General features: G+C 69.6%; 18 protein-coding genes. All 18 read right to left on the bottom strand.

What is annotated here, in order from left to right:
- A partial coding sequence (locus FJV41_RS42675) for a phage tail tape measure protein (protein WP_141648371.1) occupies positions 1 to 1,711 on the bottom strand: 1,711 nt, incomplete at its 3' end.
- Between the two features lie 3 nt (positions 1,712 to 1,714).
- Complete coding sequence (locus FJV41_RS42670) at positions 1,715 to 1,906, bottom strand: hypothetical protein (RefSeq protein ID WP_141593130.1); 192 nt, start codon at positions 1,904 to 1,906, stop codon at positions 1,715 to 1,717.
- Positions 1,903 to 2,676 (bottom strand): T4 family baseplate hub assembly chaperone, encoded by a 774-nt coding sequence (locus tag FJV41_RS42665; protein ID WP_141648370.1) that lies wholly within the window; start codon positions 2,674 to 2,676, stop codon positions 1,903 to 1,905. Before FJV41_RS42665 ends, FJV41_RS42670 begins: the two co-directional genes overlap by 4 nt.
- 561 nt (positions 2,677 to 3,237) lie before the next feature.
- A complete protein-coding gene (locus tag FJV41_RS42660) occupies positions 3,238 to 3,699 on the bottom strand; it encodes a phage tail protein (protein WP_141648369.1) in 462 nt (153 codons plus the stop codon).
- Between the two features lie 11 nt (positions 3,700 to 3,710).
- Positions 3,711 to 4,502: a phage tail sheath family protein gene (locus FJV41_RS42655; protein ID WP_246137772.1), complete on the bottom strand. Its 792-nt coding sequence runs from the start codon at positions 4,500 to 4,502 to the stop codon at positions 3,711 to 3,713.
- Positions 4,393 to 5,928 (bottom strand): phage tail sheath protein, encoded by a 1,536-nt coding sequence (locus FJV41_RS42650; protein WP_141648367.1) that lies wholly within the window; start codon positions 5,926 to 5,928, stop codon positions 4,393 to 4,395. Before FJV41_RS42650 ends, FJV41_RS42655 begins: the two co-directional genes overlap by 110 nt.
- Entirely contained in the window at positions 5,925 to 6,254 is a 330-nt protein-coding gene (locus FJV41_RS42645; protein ID WP_141648366.1) for a hypothetical protein, read from the bottom strand. The genes FJV41_RS42650 and FJV41_RS42645 overlap by 4 nt, the downstream gene beginning before the upstream one ends.
- Positions 6,251 to 7,153 (bottom strand): IPT/TIG domain-containing protein, encoded by a 903-nt coding sequence (locus FJV41_RS42640; RefSeq protein ID WP_141648365.1) that lies wholly within the window; start codon positions 7,151 to 7,153, stop codon positions 6,251 to 6,253. The genes FJV41_RS42645 and FJV41_RS42640 overlap by 4 nt, the downstream gene beginning before the upstream one ends.
- Positions 7,153 to 7,758 (bottom strand): hypothetical protein, encoded by a 606-nt coding sequence (locus tag FJV41_RS42635; RefSeq protein ID WP_141648364.1) that lies wholly within the window; start codon positions 7,756 to 7,758, stop codon positions 7,153 to 7,155. The genes FJV41_RS42640 and FJV41_RS42635 overlap by 1 nt, the downstream gene beginning before the upstream one ends.
- Positions 7,759 to 7,765: 7 nt before the next feature.
- The gene (locus tag FJV41_RS42630) at positions 7,766 to 8,407 is read right to left on the bottom strand and encodes a hypothetical protein (protein WP_141648363.1); all 642 of its coding nucleotides are present in this window, start codon (positions 8,405 to 8,407) and stop codon (positions 7,766 to 7,768) included.
- Positions 8,404 to 8,697, bottom strand: a complete 294-nt coding sequence (locus FJV41_RS42625) for a hypothetical protein (RefSeq protein WP_141648362.1) — start codon at positions 8,695 to 8,697, stop codon at positions 8,404 to 8,406. Before FJV41_RS42625 ends, FJV41_RS42630 begins: the two co-directional genes overlap by 4 nt.
- The gene (locus tag FJV41_RS42620) at positions 8,694 to 9,218 is read right to left on the bottom strand and encodes a hypothetical protein (RefSeq protein ID WP_141648361.1); all 525 of its coding nucleotides are present in this window, start codon (positions 9,216 to 9,218) and stop codon (positions 8,694 to 8,696) included. Before FJV41_RS42620 ends, FJV41_RS42625 begins: the two co-directional genes overlap by 4 nt.
- Complete coding sequence (locus FJV41_RS42615) at positions 9,218 to 9,856, bottom strand: hypothetical protein (protein WP_141648360.1); 639 nt, start codon at positions 9,854 to 9,856, stop codon at positions 9,218 to 9,220. Before FJV41_RS42615 ends, FJV41_RS42620 begins: the two co-directional genes overlap by 1 nt.
- 1 nt (position 9,857) lies before the next feature.
- Positions 9,858 to 10,235 carry a hypothetical protein gene (locus tag FJV41_RS42610; RefSeq protein WP_120617057.1) on the bottom strand — a complete coding sequence of 126 codons (378 nt, stop codon included), beginning with the start codon at positions 10,233 to 10,235 and terminating at the stop codon, positions 9,858 to 9,860.
- A gap of 8 nt (positions 10,236 to 10,243) precedes the next feature.
- Positions 10,244 to 10,414 carry a hypothetical protein gene (locus FJV41_RS52735; protein WP_158625657.1) on the bottom strand — a complete coding sequence of 57 codons (171 nt, stop codon included), beginning with the start codon at positions 10,412 to 10,414 and terminating at the stop codon, positions 10,244 to 10,246.
- Positions 10,405 to 11,184 carry a phage major capsid protein gene (locus tag FJV41_RS42605; RefSeq protein WP_141648359.1) on the bottom strand — a complete coding sequence of 260 codons (780 nt, stop codon included), beginning with the start codon at positions 11,182 to 11,184 and terminating at the stop codon, positions 10,405 to 10,407. Before FJV41_RS42605 ends, FJV41_RS52735 begins: the two co-directional genes overlap by 10 nt.
- A gap of 45 nt (positions 11,185 to 11,229) precedes the next feature.
- Positions 11,230 to 11,922, bottom strand: a complete 693-nt coding sequence (locus tag FJV41_RS42600; protein WP_141648358.1) for a hypothetical protein — start codon at positions 11,920 to 11,922, stop codon at positions 11,230 to 11,232.
- Positions 11,919 to 12,814, bottom strand: an 896-nt coding sequence (locus tag FJV41_RS42595; protein WP_141648357.1) for an XkdF-like putative serine protease domain-containing protein, incomplete at its 5' end; no start/stop codon positions are given. The genes FJV41_RS42600 and FJV41_RS42595, both read right to left, overlap by 4 nt.

Raw genomic sequence — 12,814 nt, 5'->3', positions numbered from 1 at the left:
CCCGCCCTACCGTCCCCTGGAAGGCCTCGAGGGTGGGGCGCGCGGCTTCGAGTCCGGAGGAGAAGCCGTCGGCGAGGCCCGAGAAGAAGCTGTGGATGCGATGGCCCCACAGGTAGACGTTGATGAGGAAGTCCTTCAGGCCTGCGTTTTCAGCGCGGCCCAACTCCTCCCGCACCGCGCCGGAGAAACCTCCGTCCTCGAAGAGCTGGACGAGGCCGCGGAAGGCGAGCGTCACCTGCTCCTGCACACGCCGCGCGAAGTCGCCCAGGCCGCCGAGGTTGTGACGGAAGGCGTAGGCGAGGCCGGCCACGGCGACACCCAGGAGGATGACAGCGCCCACGGCCGGAAGCACCGTGGCCAGGAGGCCGCCCAGCGTGAGGCCCAGGACCTTGAGGCCCACCACCATCAGCGCCAGGCCCACCTTCGCGGCGATGACGGCTCCGACGAGGGTGATGACGGCGCCAGCTCCGAACGCGAAGGCTGCGAAGGCGCGCTTCACCGGGCCGGGCAACGTCTGGAAGACTCCCAGCACCTGCTGCACCGCGCTGGCGACGAGCGTGACGAGGGGTTTCAACACCTGGCTGAAGGGCTCCCCGAGGACGATGGCCAGCGTCTCCAGGTTGCCGGCCAGCAGCGTCTTCTGCCCCTGGAAGGTATCCAGCATTTGCTCGCGGAACGCTTTGGCCGTGCCGCCCGCATTCTCGAACTCGTCGCGCAGGTGCTTGAGGGCAGCGGCGCCGCGGACGACTTCGCCGGTGTCCTTGCGGATGCCGTTGGAGAACTGCGTGAGGATGGCATTCACACCACCGAGCGCCTCGCGGCCGAAGGACTTCAGCAGGAAGGCGGAGCGCTGCGCCGCCGTCATGCGCTCAAGGGCGGGCGACAGCTTGTCGAGGATGTCGAGGAAGCTGAGGAAGTTGCCTTTGGAGTCGGTGACGGCGACGCCCAGTCCACGCAGGTGCTTCTGCACCTGTGGATCCGCCATTCGCTCCATGGCGACGGCCACGGCAGTGGAGGCGCGCTCCACACCGGGGACGACGTTCTTCACGAGACCCAGGGCGATGAGTGTCTCGGGCAGGGACTGATTGAGGGCCTGCGCACCACGCGCGGCGGTACCGAGGGCCAGGGGCAGCTCATTGGCGCTGAGGGCGAAGACGTTGACGGCTTGGAGCATCTGGTCGACGGAGATGGAGGCCTTGTCGGTGGAGATGCCGAAGGCCTTCATCGCCTGGGAGGCCAAGCCTGCGGCGCCCTGGGGCGTCAGCTCCCCCAGCGAGCCACCGGCCAAATCCAGGACGGGCTCCAGCAGCTTCATCGCCTCAGCGGCGGTGAAGCCGGCCTGGGTGAGTTCGCGCAGGCCCAGCACGGACTCGGTGGGAGTGAACTGCGTGGCGAGGCTTGCCTTGATGGCCGCGTCACGGAGCTGCCCAAGGACCTCGGCCGAGGCGCCAGAGACAGCGGCCACGCCCGCCACGGCCTGCTCGAATTGGCCGGCGGTGTTGGCTAGGGACAACGACGCGCCAATGGTGACGGCGCCCGCCGAGAAGAGGGCCATGGCGACGCCGAGCCGCTGGAATGCGCCCTCGATGCGCGCGGTGCCCAACCCCACACGCCTGTCCAGGCGCGTGAAGTTGACCTCGAGCTGGGTGAAAACGCCGGAGGCCAAGTCTCTCGCGGTGAAGATGAAGCCCAGTCCGAGGTTGTTGAGCACGCGCTACCTCCGCTTCGCGGACTTCTCCAATGCCTTCGCCTCGCGACTGCGTTGCTGGCCGATGCGCTCGAGGAGCCAGTCCCTGTCCGAGGTGGGCAGCTCCAGCGCGTCACCGAGGGGAGCTGCGAGGCCGCTGCCGCCGTGCTGGTGCCAGCACAGGTTGAAGAGGCCCTCGCGCCACGTCTCCAGCGTCACGCCGGGGAAGAGGTGGAGCGCTCCCGGCGCCTCGCTGTCCGGGCTTGCCCCGGAAGGAAAAAACCCCGGTCGAAAGGGAGTTCCACCTCCTGGCGCATGAAGCACGCGGAGCACTCGACTTCGAGCGTCGTGTCCACGCCGCAGTCGACGCGGTCGAACTCGTCGACGAGGTAGTCGGCGTCACGCAGCGTGAGGTCCTCGAGGAAGCGGCGCTTGTCGCGCGCATCCACGCCGTCAACGTCCAGCACCCGGTAGGCGAGGACGGAGGACAGCAGCTTCTCCGGCGCCGCGCGCTGGAGCTGCGGCAGCCGCCGCTCGTCCTCCCCCGTCAGCAGCTTGAAGCGCAAGGGCTTGCCGGAGTCGGGCAGCGTCGTCTCGAAGCGGTTACTGGCCATGAAGGACGCGCGGCTGGTGTCCGAGAGGGCGCGCACCGGGAGCTGCGTCAAGTCCAGCTCCCAGTCGATGCGGGCTCGGCAGGAGGCAGCCTGACAGGGGACGGCGAAGACGTACTCAGGGCCGTAGGTGAGGACGCGCACCTGGAGGAGCGCGTAGAAGCGGTCCCCCTGCAGCACCCGGCCCCAGTCCACCTTCCCGTCGGTGAAGGCGTAGGGGCCTGCCTCCAGCATCTCCTCCCAACATGCGGAGAGCAGCTCATCCACCTGGCCGCCGCTCTTCGCCAGCTTCCTGTCCGCGAGGATCCGCTCCTCGCGCACCTTCATGCCGCGGATGCGGCCCGTCAGCCCCGAGGGGCATGAGATGATGTCCGCCATGTCGTCCTGCCTCCGGGAAGGACAAAGGCCTCGGGCGACAAATCGGGGACATCGATAGACGCAGCACCCAATCTGCGTGGGGGACTCATGAGGGCGTTGGTCTGGTCAGGGCCGTTTCGGATTTCAGAGTTGCTGGCGCGGTGCCTGGACGAACAGGTACTGCCTCCAGAGTCGAAGGGTGTCTACTTGGTCTCTCGGAAACGCTGGGAGGGGGCGCCGACCGCGAAATGCGTCCCGCTCTACGTCGGAGGGAACACAGGCTCCTCGAAGCGCTTTCGCACTCGGATTGGGGACCTGATCGCCGACTTGCATGGCTTCTACGGTGGCGGGACAGGTCACCACAGTGGTGCACAGGCGCTTCGCGATTGGTGCCTCAGCAATGAGGTCCACCCAGGACGACTCTTTCTGGGCTGGGCCACGAAGAAACCCTGGTGTGGGCGGTGTAACGAAGTTCTTCTCGTGAACGAGTTCGTTGACGCATGGGCTGAGCGAGCGCCTCTGTGCAATGTCAGGCGCCCGCCAGGGTGCAGCACTCATGGAAGCTACGTCGCTGGCTGAGGCCTACGTGGCCAGCTCGAAGAAGTCGTAGGTGAGGGTGACGGACTCGATGACGTTCTCGTCCGACTCGTTGTCCCATTCACCCGCGACGAACTTCACCGGCCAGGCCCGGGATAGGCTCCACCGACGCAGCGTGGTGCCGTCCCTATCTTGCTGGACGATGTCGAGGTTGCGCTTGTAGAGGCTGTCCGGCAGACCCAGGCCGCTGGACATGTGCACGACGTCCTGGAACCAGTCGAAGAGTTCGTGGTCCTGCGTGGCGCCGCGCTCGAGGGTGACGTCGGAGAAGGTGAGACGCCCCGGCGACTTGTTGGGGATGAGGCTGCCGCCCTCGAAGTATTGGACGTTGGCGACCTCGACGGACAGCTCGGAGCACTTCTGGAAACCGGAGTGCCCGAGGCCGTCAGCCTCACAGAGGAACTTGAAGCGCTTATGGAAGCTGCGCGGCTGTCCGATGATGGCCATGGCCAGTCTCCTTAGAGGCCCGCCGAGGCCAGCTCGGCTTCGAGGGCGCGGGTGTCCTGGGCGATGCGCAGGACGATGAACTCGGCGGGCTTGTTGGTGGCGAGCCCGATGCGCGCCACCAGCTTGCCGGCGAAGACCACGGACGGCGGATTGAGCGCGTCCGAGACGTCAACGAAGAAGGCCTTGGCGGGCTCCTGGCTGCGGAAGGCCCCGTTTCGCATTTGCGCGAGGAGGAAGGCGGCAATGGAGCGCCGCACCTGGGCGCGCAGCCCTTCGGTGTTGTTGCGGTGCCTCGCGAACTGCAGGCCCGACTTGAGGCTCTTCTCGATGAAAGACACGCCTCTGCGCTCGGCGACGTAGGGGAAGTTCCCGCTGGCCTTCAGCGTGCGGCCGCCGTCGATGAAGCGCGGCAGGCCGGGCCCGGTGGTGAGCGGATTGATGCGACGGGGGTAGACGATGTCCCGCTTCTTCTCTTCGAGGCACTCCTTGGACTCGAAGCCCAGGACGCCGAACATGCGCCCGGCCTCGATGCCCGCGGGAGCCTCATACACACCACCGGGGCGCGCACCGTCGTTGCGCGCGAAGACGCCGGCGATGATGCCGGAGGGGGGGATGACGAGCTGCTCCAGGTTGCCGAAGACGCCGCGAGCGGGGTTGAGCACCTTGACGCGGGGCCAGTAGAGGGCCGCGTGCTCAGAGAGGCCTTCGAGGGCGGCCTCCTGCGAGACGTAGGAGACGATGTCCGTGGCGCTGCAGCCCGCGGGCGAGTCGAGGACGGCGAAGACGAGGCCGTCGCGCGCCACCTCGCAGTAGCGCACCATGGCGTTGTGGACGGCGGGCGTGGCGCGCCCGGGCACCAGGAGAAGGGAGAGCTCCTGCACTTCGTCGAGCGCGTAAAAGACCGCTCCGGCCGGCCTCGGAGCCGATGAAGTCCGTGTCGTCCAGGCCGACGAGGCCGTCCGCGCCGCCCGAGAGGGCCACCGTCTGCACGTCCGGAATCGCGTCCGGTTGCACCATGAAGGCCCGGACGTAGGTGGAGCCGGTGCGCTCGTCATTGAGGACGCGCTCGACGTAGCGTGCGTCGCCCTGGGCCGAGGAGAGGTTGGGGAAGGACTCGCGGTAGGCACCGTCCTCGAGGACGAGGACGTCGAAGGTTTCGGGAGCTCCATTCGTCGGGGGCCGCACCTCCACCTCGAGGCGGTTGGCGTAGGCGCCTGCATCCCTGGCCTCCAGGTGGAGGACGTCGGTGGCGCCGGAGGCGCCGCCCGTGTGCAGCAGCGCGTCGAGTCCGAGGCCGGAGCCCGCGTCTCCCTGCACACGCAAGGAGGCACCAGGCCCCGTGGACTGGGTGAGCAACTGCAGGGCCCCCAGGGAGGACGGTGCCACTCGGACACCCGCCACCGCCGCCTCCACGAGGGCGCGCACCTCGGCCAGCTCGACGGCGCGCAGTCTCTGGACGTTGCCGCTCCCCACCTGCGGGCCGCCCGCGAAGCCGAAGCCGGTGTTGGCCACCGCGTCGCCCACCTCCAGGCGGCTGGAGGCGCCCTGGGTGTCGCTGGCGATTCTCAGCACACCGGCCTCCACGGTGGCGCGTCCGCCGATGAGTCCCGCGTTGAGGACGGCGGCCACCTCCTGGGCAGTGGCCTGGGCGATGTCGCCGAAGTCCTCCTCGCTGAAGGGGATGAAGACGTCCCGCCCGTCGTCGACGCGCACCCGGAGCGACTGCCCGGCGGTGAGGGCATAGGGCGCAGGCCGCCCCGCGGAGACGGAAGCCGCGGTGCCGGAGAAGACGACGTCCACCGCCTCGGCGCCGTTGGCGGACACCTCCAGGCGCTGGCCGTCCCGCAGGGTGAAGGGGGGACGCAAGGTGCCGCGCACGACGGCGGGCGTGGGCCCGCCGCCCGTGGTGAGGGCCGCCGCAGCAGGCGTGGCCGTGTGCGACTCGGGGTCGGAGGCGTCCTCGTAGTGGGCGGTGCGGACCGCCCACAAGTGAGTCCCTCCGTTCTCAAAGAAGCCCATGGCGGCGAGGGCCAGGTCGGCGTCCGGCGTGAAGCCGCCGAAGGTGGCCTGGTACTCCTCGAAGGAGGTGCACAGTACCGCCTGGCCGATGGGGCCTCTCTCCGCCAGGCCGACAGCGCCGGCCACGGAGGTGGGCGCCGAGGGAATGCCACGGACGCGCGGCTCCTCCTCCTCCACGACGATTTTCGACGACAGCAACTCACGACTCATGAGGCGCCTCGCTTCTTGCGGGACGCGCGCGCCGACACCTCCGGCGCGGCAGAGGGGGGCGACGACGGCGGGGCCGTGGGGGCTTGCCGCTTCAGGGCGACTTCTCCGCGGCGAATGGCAGCAGCCACCGCGGGCACGCAGAGAGTGGCCTCGGGCACGTCCTCCAGCGACACACCCGTGGCCAGGGTGAGGGAGGAGGGCAGGCGTCGGCCGCCACGGCCTGGCTGCACGCCGCAGGCGCACTCGCCACGCGCGACGCAGTACGACTCATGGGGCAGGAGGAAGGTGGCGAGCCTGCCCAGGGTATTGGTGAGGGTGACACTCATGTGGTGCCTCCAGGGAGTGAGTCCGTTTCGAGGCGCGTCGCGGCGACGGCCTTGCCGAGGTCGAGGGGCAGGCCTGAGTCCACGTCGAAGCCACGCACCACTAGGCCCCAGGTGAAGGCGCGCACGTCGTCGCGGCTGCCGAGCTGCGTGCGCACCTCGCCGTCCGCGTCCATTTCCCAGCGGACGGTGCCGCGCGAGGCGTCCTCGGCGTCCCTCGGCATGGCCAGCCAGCGGTTGCGGTTGAGGAAGGTGGCCACGGCGGCCATGAGGTTGAAGAGCTCGGCGGTGCGCTCGGAGGCCACGGTGAGGGTGAAGGCCAGGTCCACCGTGTACGCGGGGCGCCTGCGCACCAGCTCCGCACCGGAGGGGCCCTGCACGACGTCCTCGTGCAAGACGTTGGAGGCGTAGCGACGACTCTCGCGCAGCACGGGGCCTGACAGCACCACCGAGGGCAGCGCGGCCATGGCGATGACGTTGAGGCCGTCTGCCACCGTGTCGTCGTAGTCGACGGAGACGCTGGCGCTGACGTTGGCCACCACCTGGCGCTTCAACTCGCGCAGCAGCGTCCGCACGAGGCGGGTGAGGTCCGCTTCCTTCGCGACGCGCGGGCGCAGGTAGCGGTACGCGCCCGGAAGGACAGCGACCTCGCCTGGGATGGGGTTGCCCTCCGCGGAGAGGTTGAGCAGCTCCACGTCGACGGTGCCCACCGCGTGGGCCGGCGTCCGCACGTCCACGTAGGCAGTGCCTGCCTCTTCACGGACGGAGAGCACCTCCGCGCGCAGACCGCCCAGGAGCACGGCCACCCGCGCGGCGAAGCCAGTGCCGGCGAGGCGGAGAATGTCGCCGCCGCTGGTGGGCCCCGAGGAGGGCGTCACGGAGGTGAGGGAGGGGACGGCCATTACCCGGGCCCTCCGAGGCCCAGCTCCTTCGCGACGCGCGCGAGGAAGCGGCGGCTGGCGCCCTGGCGAAAGCGTGCGAAGGCCGGCCGCAGGAATGGCCGCGCGGGCGTCTGCGTCACAATGACGCCGCGCCCCCTGCCGCTGTTACGCGACTCGCCGGCCAGGCCGGCCTGGCGCAGCAGCGCGAAGAGGAAGCGCCGCATGCGAGGCGTCATGGGGATGACGACGGGCGGACCTCCGTACTCCTGGAGCTGCGCCACGTCGACGAGGGACTCGCCGTCCGGACTCTTCGCCGAGCGCGATACGCCGATGAAGGCCTCGTCGCCCTCCACGACGACACTGATTGAGTTGCGCAGCGCGCCCGAGACGAGGAGGGACTTCGTCCCGCCGAATCCCGCGAGCTGGCGCGCCGCGAGCGTGAGGGGGGAGGGCGGGCGGAGTGGCTCGCCACCCGGTGCCTGCTGGGTGAGGCCCTGCACCACCTCCTTGCGCAGGGCGTGCGCCTCCTGGCGCAGGGCCGTCTGCAACGCCCCTTCAAGGCGCGACGAGCCCGCCGCCAGCAGTTGGCGGGCCCGTGCCCAGTCTCCGGTGCGCGAGACGGCCATGGACGCCTCAGCCCTGCTTGGCCCGCAGGTGGGGCACGTGCGAGTTGAGCCACTCCAGGGCTACGTTCGTGGCCTCACTCACCACCGCGCCGTGGCGGACGGACACCGAGGTGAGGGCCAGGGTGTGGGCGGCGACTTCCACGTCCTCCGGCCGGCAGCCGTAGTGCTTGAGGCCCTCGGCGATGGGGCGCACGGCGGGCAGGGTGCCGTGACGCCAGAAGTGCAACTCCAGGTTGCAGGTGTACGCCTCGGCCTCGTAGCGGGCGCGCGCGGAGGTGCTGGTGAGGTAGGCCAGCTCGTAGCTGGGGCCCTCCTCGTCGTGCTGCACGACGTGCTGGTGCTCGTGGACGCACACCACCACCTGGGCCCACAAGTCCCAGCCGGACTTGGGAGTGCCCACCTCGAAGGGCAGGTAGAGGGTGCGGCCCACCGTGGTGGCATAGCGCTCGAGGAAGCGCTGCCTGTCGAGGATGCCCATGCGCTGCAGCGCCTCGGCCGCCAGCCGCATTTCGAGTGAGTCGGCCTTGTTGGCCGTCTTGGTGCGCAGGCGTGTCTGCATGTGCTGATAGAAGGCCCACACCTCGGCAGGCTGGATGTCACGCTGGAAGAGGGGGCCCACGCCGGGCAGGGACTGGAGGTAGCCCTTCACAGGACACCGCCTTCCTCAGTGCCAGCGTCGGCGGTGCCCGCGTCCACGGTGGTGGGCAGGCAGGTGTGGCCGGCGACGCCCTCCTCGTTGACGTAGGCGCAGGTGAAGGCGGCGTTGCTGTGCTCGCTGACGGCGTCGCAGTCGGCGAGCACCTGCCAGTTGCCGTCGCCGTTGCAGATTTCGGCGACGTTGCTGGCGCAGCGCGTGGACACCGGCGCGCAGCCGTCCGGCGCCCGGCAGCGAGTGAGGAGGGCGGTGGCGAGAAGTGGGGCGAGCAGCAGTGCTTTCACGTGAGTCCTCGGGCTTGGGGCCTGTCGTTGAAGGTGACGAGAAGGAGGTTGCGGCGAGGCCTCCGGCGGTGGAGTCCGAAGCCCGTGGGGCGCGCCTCCGTGACGTACAGCCCGGGAGGCGTCCTCACGGCCTGCACGAGTGCGCCCGTGACGTCGTAGAGGGCCCTCAGCCTGTCGCTGGGGCGGATGAGGGCGTCGCCCGTGGCCGCGTCGACGAGGCCGAGGCGCTCCAAGTCGCGGAAGTGGAAGACGAGTTCGAAGCTCGTCCGGGGGCTGTTGCCGGAAGGGGCCATGCGCAATGACTCAAAGGCATCCGGCTCCACCTGGCAGGGGACACGCACGGGCGGAAATTCGCGACGGAAGGCTTCGGCCAGGCCGTCGTCGTCCGCGTCCACCAGCACCGGCTCGCGAAAGTCCGCGTCGTACCCGCTGGCATGGGGGCCCGGACCGGGGCCCGCCATGGCGGTGGTGTCCAGGCGGTGCAGCTCCGCGAGGAAGGGGAAGATGAGCCTGCCCCTCATCAGGCCGCCCCGGGCACGGAGGGCTTCACGTAGGGGGCAAGGAGGGTGTCCACCTCCGGCTCTCCGGTGAGAGGCCGCACGGAGGGGCGGACACTGTCGAGGCGGTAGCTCTGCTCGCGCGTCCTCTCTTCCACCACGCGCCAGCGCGTACGCTCCTCCAACGAGTCTTCGTCCGCCAAGGGCGAGAGGCTGCGCAGGACGAGGAGCATGCACGCGCGGCGGATGGCGAGCGGCGTGCGCCCCTCCGGCGTCCCGTCCGCCTCGGTGTAGCCCCAGCGTGCGCCCACCGTGACGTTGCCCTCGCCGCGCGGGAAGACGCGCCCGTGGCGAAAGGTGAGGCGGGGCCCATCAAAGCCCGGGCCCACCGGAGCACCCACCACGACCAGGTGCTCCCGCGAGAAGGACACGTCCGCCCCGTGGAGTGCCAGGCGGTAGAGGCGAATGGGTGGCACCGGCAGCCAGAGGGACGGAGTGCCGCGCCCGTCGAGTTGCAACGTCGCCGAGCGCGGCTCGAAGTGCCACCCCGTCACCTTGTCGATGGTGCGCGTCGCCTCCTCGAGAAGGACGGCCAGGCGGGTGTCGCCCGCCATGGCCGGTGTGACGCCCTCGGCGCGCATGTCGGCCACCGTGGCGTACACGTCAGTCCTTCTCCCGCTTGGCGCGGCGCGTGTCCTTCTCTTCGCTGGCCTTCGGCAGGTCCTCCGTCGTCAGCGTGCCGGCGGGCCGCGCCGCACTCAGCTTCAGCTCGTCGCTGGCGCTGCGCTTCACGCGGGCCTCGTCGGCCTCGGTGGCATCGAGGGACTTCGCCTCGGCCTCCGTGCACACGTCGAAGGCGAGCGGCGAGTAGGTGTCACCGGGCAGTTGGTGCACGGCGCGCAGGTAGTCCGCCACCGGCTTCTCCACCCGGTACCAGCCGCGCTCCTCCTGGAACTTGATGCCGGCATACGTGTAGCGCCGCAGCACGTGGCCGCGGCGCGCGTCGTAGGCCTTGAGTCGGACGAGATAGGAGTTGTCCATGGTGAGCCTCACAACTGCACGTTGATGGCCTTGGCCGTGCCGGACTCCTCGGCGAATTTCGCGTCGAAGCGCAGCGTGGCCACCACCTTCAGCGTGCCCTCGGAGATGTCGCGCGCCGACTCGATGCGAATCTGCCGCCAGATGCCGACGTGGATGTTCTTGGGATTGGTCAGCAACACCGCCGTGCGGTCATTCGTCGCACCGAGGTTCTCCGGCCAGAGGGGGATGGGCCGCACCGGGACGCCCGAGTAGAGGACCGGCGCATCGCCCTCGAGGAACTTGTCGCCGACCGCCGTGGCCCGCTCCGCGAGCGAGTTCCGGTAGTCCAGGTCCGCGTCGACGCTGGTAAGAGGAACCCCATGCTGCTCTTGTCGCGGAGGTGCTCCGAGGGCAGCGACTTGAGCAGGTCGCCGAGGACGTCCTTGCTGATGGGCGCGCCGGCCGCGTCGACGACGTTTGAGGTGGCCTGCTTCAGCACGCCATCCATCGTGGCGAGGAAGGGGTCGGCCGAGGCCGTGTCCCCGTTGACGAGGATCTCCTCCATGTCGCGGCTGATGGCATCCGCGAGCATCTCCATGAGCGTCTGTCGCAGCTCGCCGCGCTCGATGCTGTCTTCGAGCACTTCGTCGGAGAGGCGCACCTCGCCCTTGAAGAGCTTGGCGTCCAGCTCCACCTGGGAGAGGTCGGGCTTCACGCGCTGGGCGGCGGGGACGGCGGTGGCCTCCTGGCCCGGGCGGAGGATGCGGCTGCCGAACTTCAGCTTGGAGAACTGCTGCTTGGGGGCCGCCATCGGGACGACGGTGCACTGCTGCAGCAGGACGGACTGCTTGATGAGCAGGCGCAAGAACTTCTGTGCCTGGGCGGGCTGGAGGATGCCGCCGCCGGCCGTGAGGTCGGCGAGGGCCAGGTCCGCCTTGGCCAAGAGGGTGCTGTTGTCGATACGACTCATGGGGATTCCTTCGGCGTTGAGGCTTCCTGGTGGCGGGTGGGGACGTCAGACGTCGTGGAAGGAGAGGGCCTTGTCGACGCTCTCCCGGTTGAGGGGCTTGTTCATGTCGAGGGGCCAGCCGACGTCCTCGACGGCGGGCTTGGGCGGGCGCTCCGCGGGGGCGCTGCTGTTGGGCAGGCCGAACTGCTTCTCCACGCGCCCCAGTCGCTGGTGCTGCTCCTTCACGGAGCCCTCCAGCGCGCGGACGGCGTCGGTGAGCTTCGTCAGGCCTTCCATGACGCCGGAGGCGTCGGGGCTCGGCGCGGGCGGAGTCGGCTGAGGAGCCGGCGCGGGGTTGGCGGCCTTGGCGCGCGCCTCGACGTCCTCTTCGTCCTCGGAGTCGTCTTCGTCCTCTTCCAGGGCGTCGGCGAGCGCGCGCAGGTGCTGGGCCACCTCCACCACGCGCACGCCGTCAATGCCGTCCGTGGAGGTCAACGCCTCGACGAGTGCCGTCACCGCTTCGAGGGCCTGTTGGGCTGCGGTGAGGAGGGCGTCATCGGCCTTGGAGGTGTCCGAGGCGGCGCGGTTGTCGCCCTCGGCCTGCGAGGTGTCCTGGGGAGCGTCGTGCATGGTGTCTCCGTCTCGCTTCACCAAGAGGAAGCGGTGCTTGTTGGCGGCCCTGTCCACGAGGGACACCTCCTCCACCACCATGTCGACGAGGCGGTGGACGGAGGCGGGGCCTTGGGTGGTGCTCGTCATGTGGCCTCCGGCTGGGAGTCAGCGGCAGGTGTGTCGGAAGGGGGCGGCTCGGTGGCGGGGGCGGCCTCGGGGAGACGGCGCGCGGTGCCGCCAATGCTGAAGCCCGTCAGTTGCCCGTCCTTCACACGCCCCCAGAGCTCGTCGGAGAGGACGCGCACCGCGAGCAGCCACGTGCCCTTGCGCACCGGCACCTCGCCCAGGTTGAAGTCGACGGGAGCGAGGTAGCTCTCCAGCACCTTGACGTGCCCGTTGACGCGCATCTGGTGCATGAGGCCCAGGCCGCCGAACTCCTCCATGAAGCGGTGCGCGGCCTGGCGAATCTCCGCGGCGGAGTAGAGGTCGCCCTGCGCGTCCACCGTCTCCGGCTCCAGGACGACACCCAGGACGTACCGCTCGTCGTCGGGCTCGACGCCCTTGAGGAGGGACGTCGTGGTGGCGAAGGGAGCGGTGCCGGGCGGCTCCTCCGGCTTCCAGTCGTCCACGGCGAAGTGGCCGTCACCTTCCAGCGCCTTCGCTGCGGGCTGGTAGTTGCTGACGAGGAGCTGCGTCAGCACGGAGGAGCCGCCCACGCCGCGCATGGCGGCGATGGTGCGAGGCGTCCGGATGCGCTTCACGAGGAAGCCGGAGCCCTTCAACATCCCGGGCAACTTCCCCCGGATGCCATACGTCATGAGCCAGCGACCCTTCAACGACTTGAGCACGCCGTAGAAGCGCTCCTCGTCGAAGTCACCCTCACCGACGTCGACGTTGTAGCCAGGGTACGGAGGGTCGAGAAAGAGGACGGTGTCCTTCCCGTCGTACTTGCGGACCACCTTCTCGTAGTCGCCGCCGTACACCTTCACGCGCTTGAGGCGCGGGGCGTGCTGCTCGATGCGGGCGAGCGTCTTCGCCT

The organism is Myxococcus llanfairpwllgwyngyllgogerychwyrndrobwllllantysiliogogogochensis (assembly GCF_006636215.1).
GTDB lineage: Bacteria > Myxococcota > Myxococcia > Myxococcales > Myxococcaceae > Myxococcus > Myxococcus llanfairpwllgwyngyllgogerychwyrndrobwllllantysiliogogogochensis.
The sequence above is the reverse complement of the archived record's forward strand: the minus strand, read 5'-3'. Positions and strand labels throughout refer to the sequence as shown.

What these genes read in the sequence shown, in the direction of transcription:
- FJV41_RS42665 (WP_141648370.1), bottom strand. Translation starts at nt 2,676, where the DNA reads ATGGCGGACATCATCTCATGCCCCTCGGGGCTGACGGGCCGCATCCGC.
- FJV41_RS42660 (WP_141648369.1), bottom strand. Translation starts at nt 3,699, where the DNA reads ATGGCCATCATCGGACAGCCGCGCAGCTTCCATAAGCGCTTCAAGTTC.
- FJV41_RS42650 (WP_141648367.1), bottom strand. Translation starts at nt 5,928, where the DNA reads ATGAGTCGTGAGTTGCTGTCGTCGAAAATCGTCGTGGAGGAGGAGGAG.
- FJV41_RS42645 (WP_141648366.1), bottom strand. Translation starts at nt 6,254, where the DNA reads ATGAGTGTCACCCTCACCAATACCCTGGGCAGGCTCGCCACCTTCCTC.
- FJV41_RS42640 (WP_141648365.1), bottom strand. Translation starts at nt 7,153, where the DNA reads ATGGCCGTCCCCTCCCTCACCTCCGTGACGCCCTCCTCGGGGCCCACC.
- FJV41_RS42635 (WP_141648364.1), bottom strand. Translation starts at nt 7,758, where the DNA reads ATGGCCGTCTCGCGCACCGGAGACTGGGCACGGGCCCGCCAACTGCTG.
- FJV41_RS42620 (WP_141648361.1), bottom strand. Translation starts at nt 9,218, where the DNA reads ATGAGGGGCAGGCTCATCTTCCCCTTCCTCGCGGAGCTGCACCGCCTG.
- FJV41_RS42610 (WP_120617057.1), bottom strand. Translation starts at nt 10,235, where the DNA reads ATGGACAACTCCTATCTCGTCCGACTCAAGGCCTACGACGCGCGCCGC.
- FJV41_RS42605 (WP_141648359.1), bottom strand. Translation starts at nt 11,184, where the DNA reads ATGAGTCGTATCGACAACAGCACCCTCTTGGCCAAGGCGGACCTGGCC.
- FJV41_RS42600 (WP_141648358.1), bottom strand. Translation starts at nt 11,922, where the DNA reads ATGACGAGCACCACCCAAGGCCCCGCCTCCGTCCACCGCCTCGTCGAC.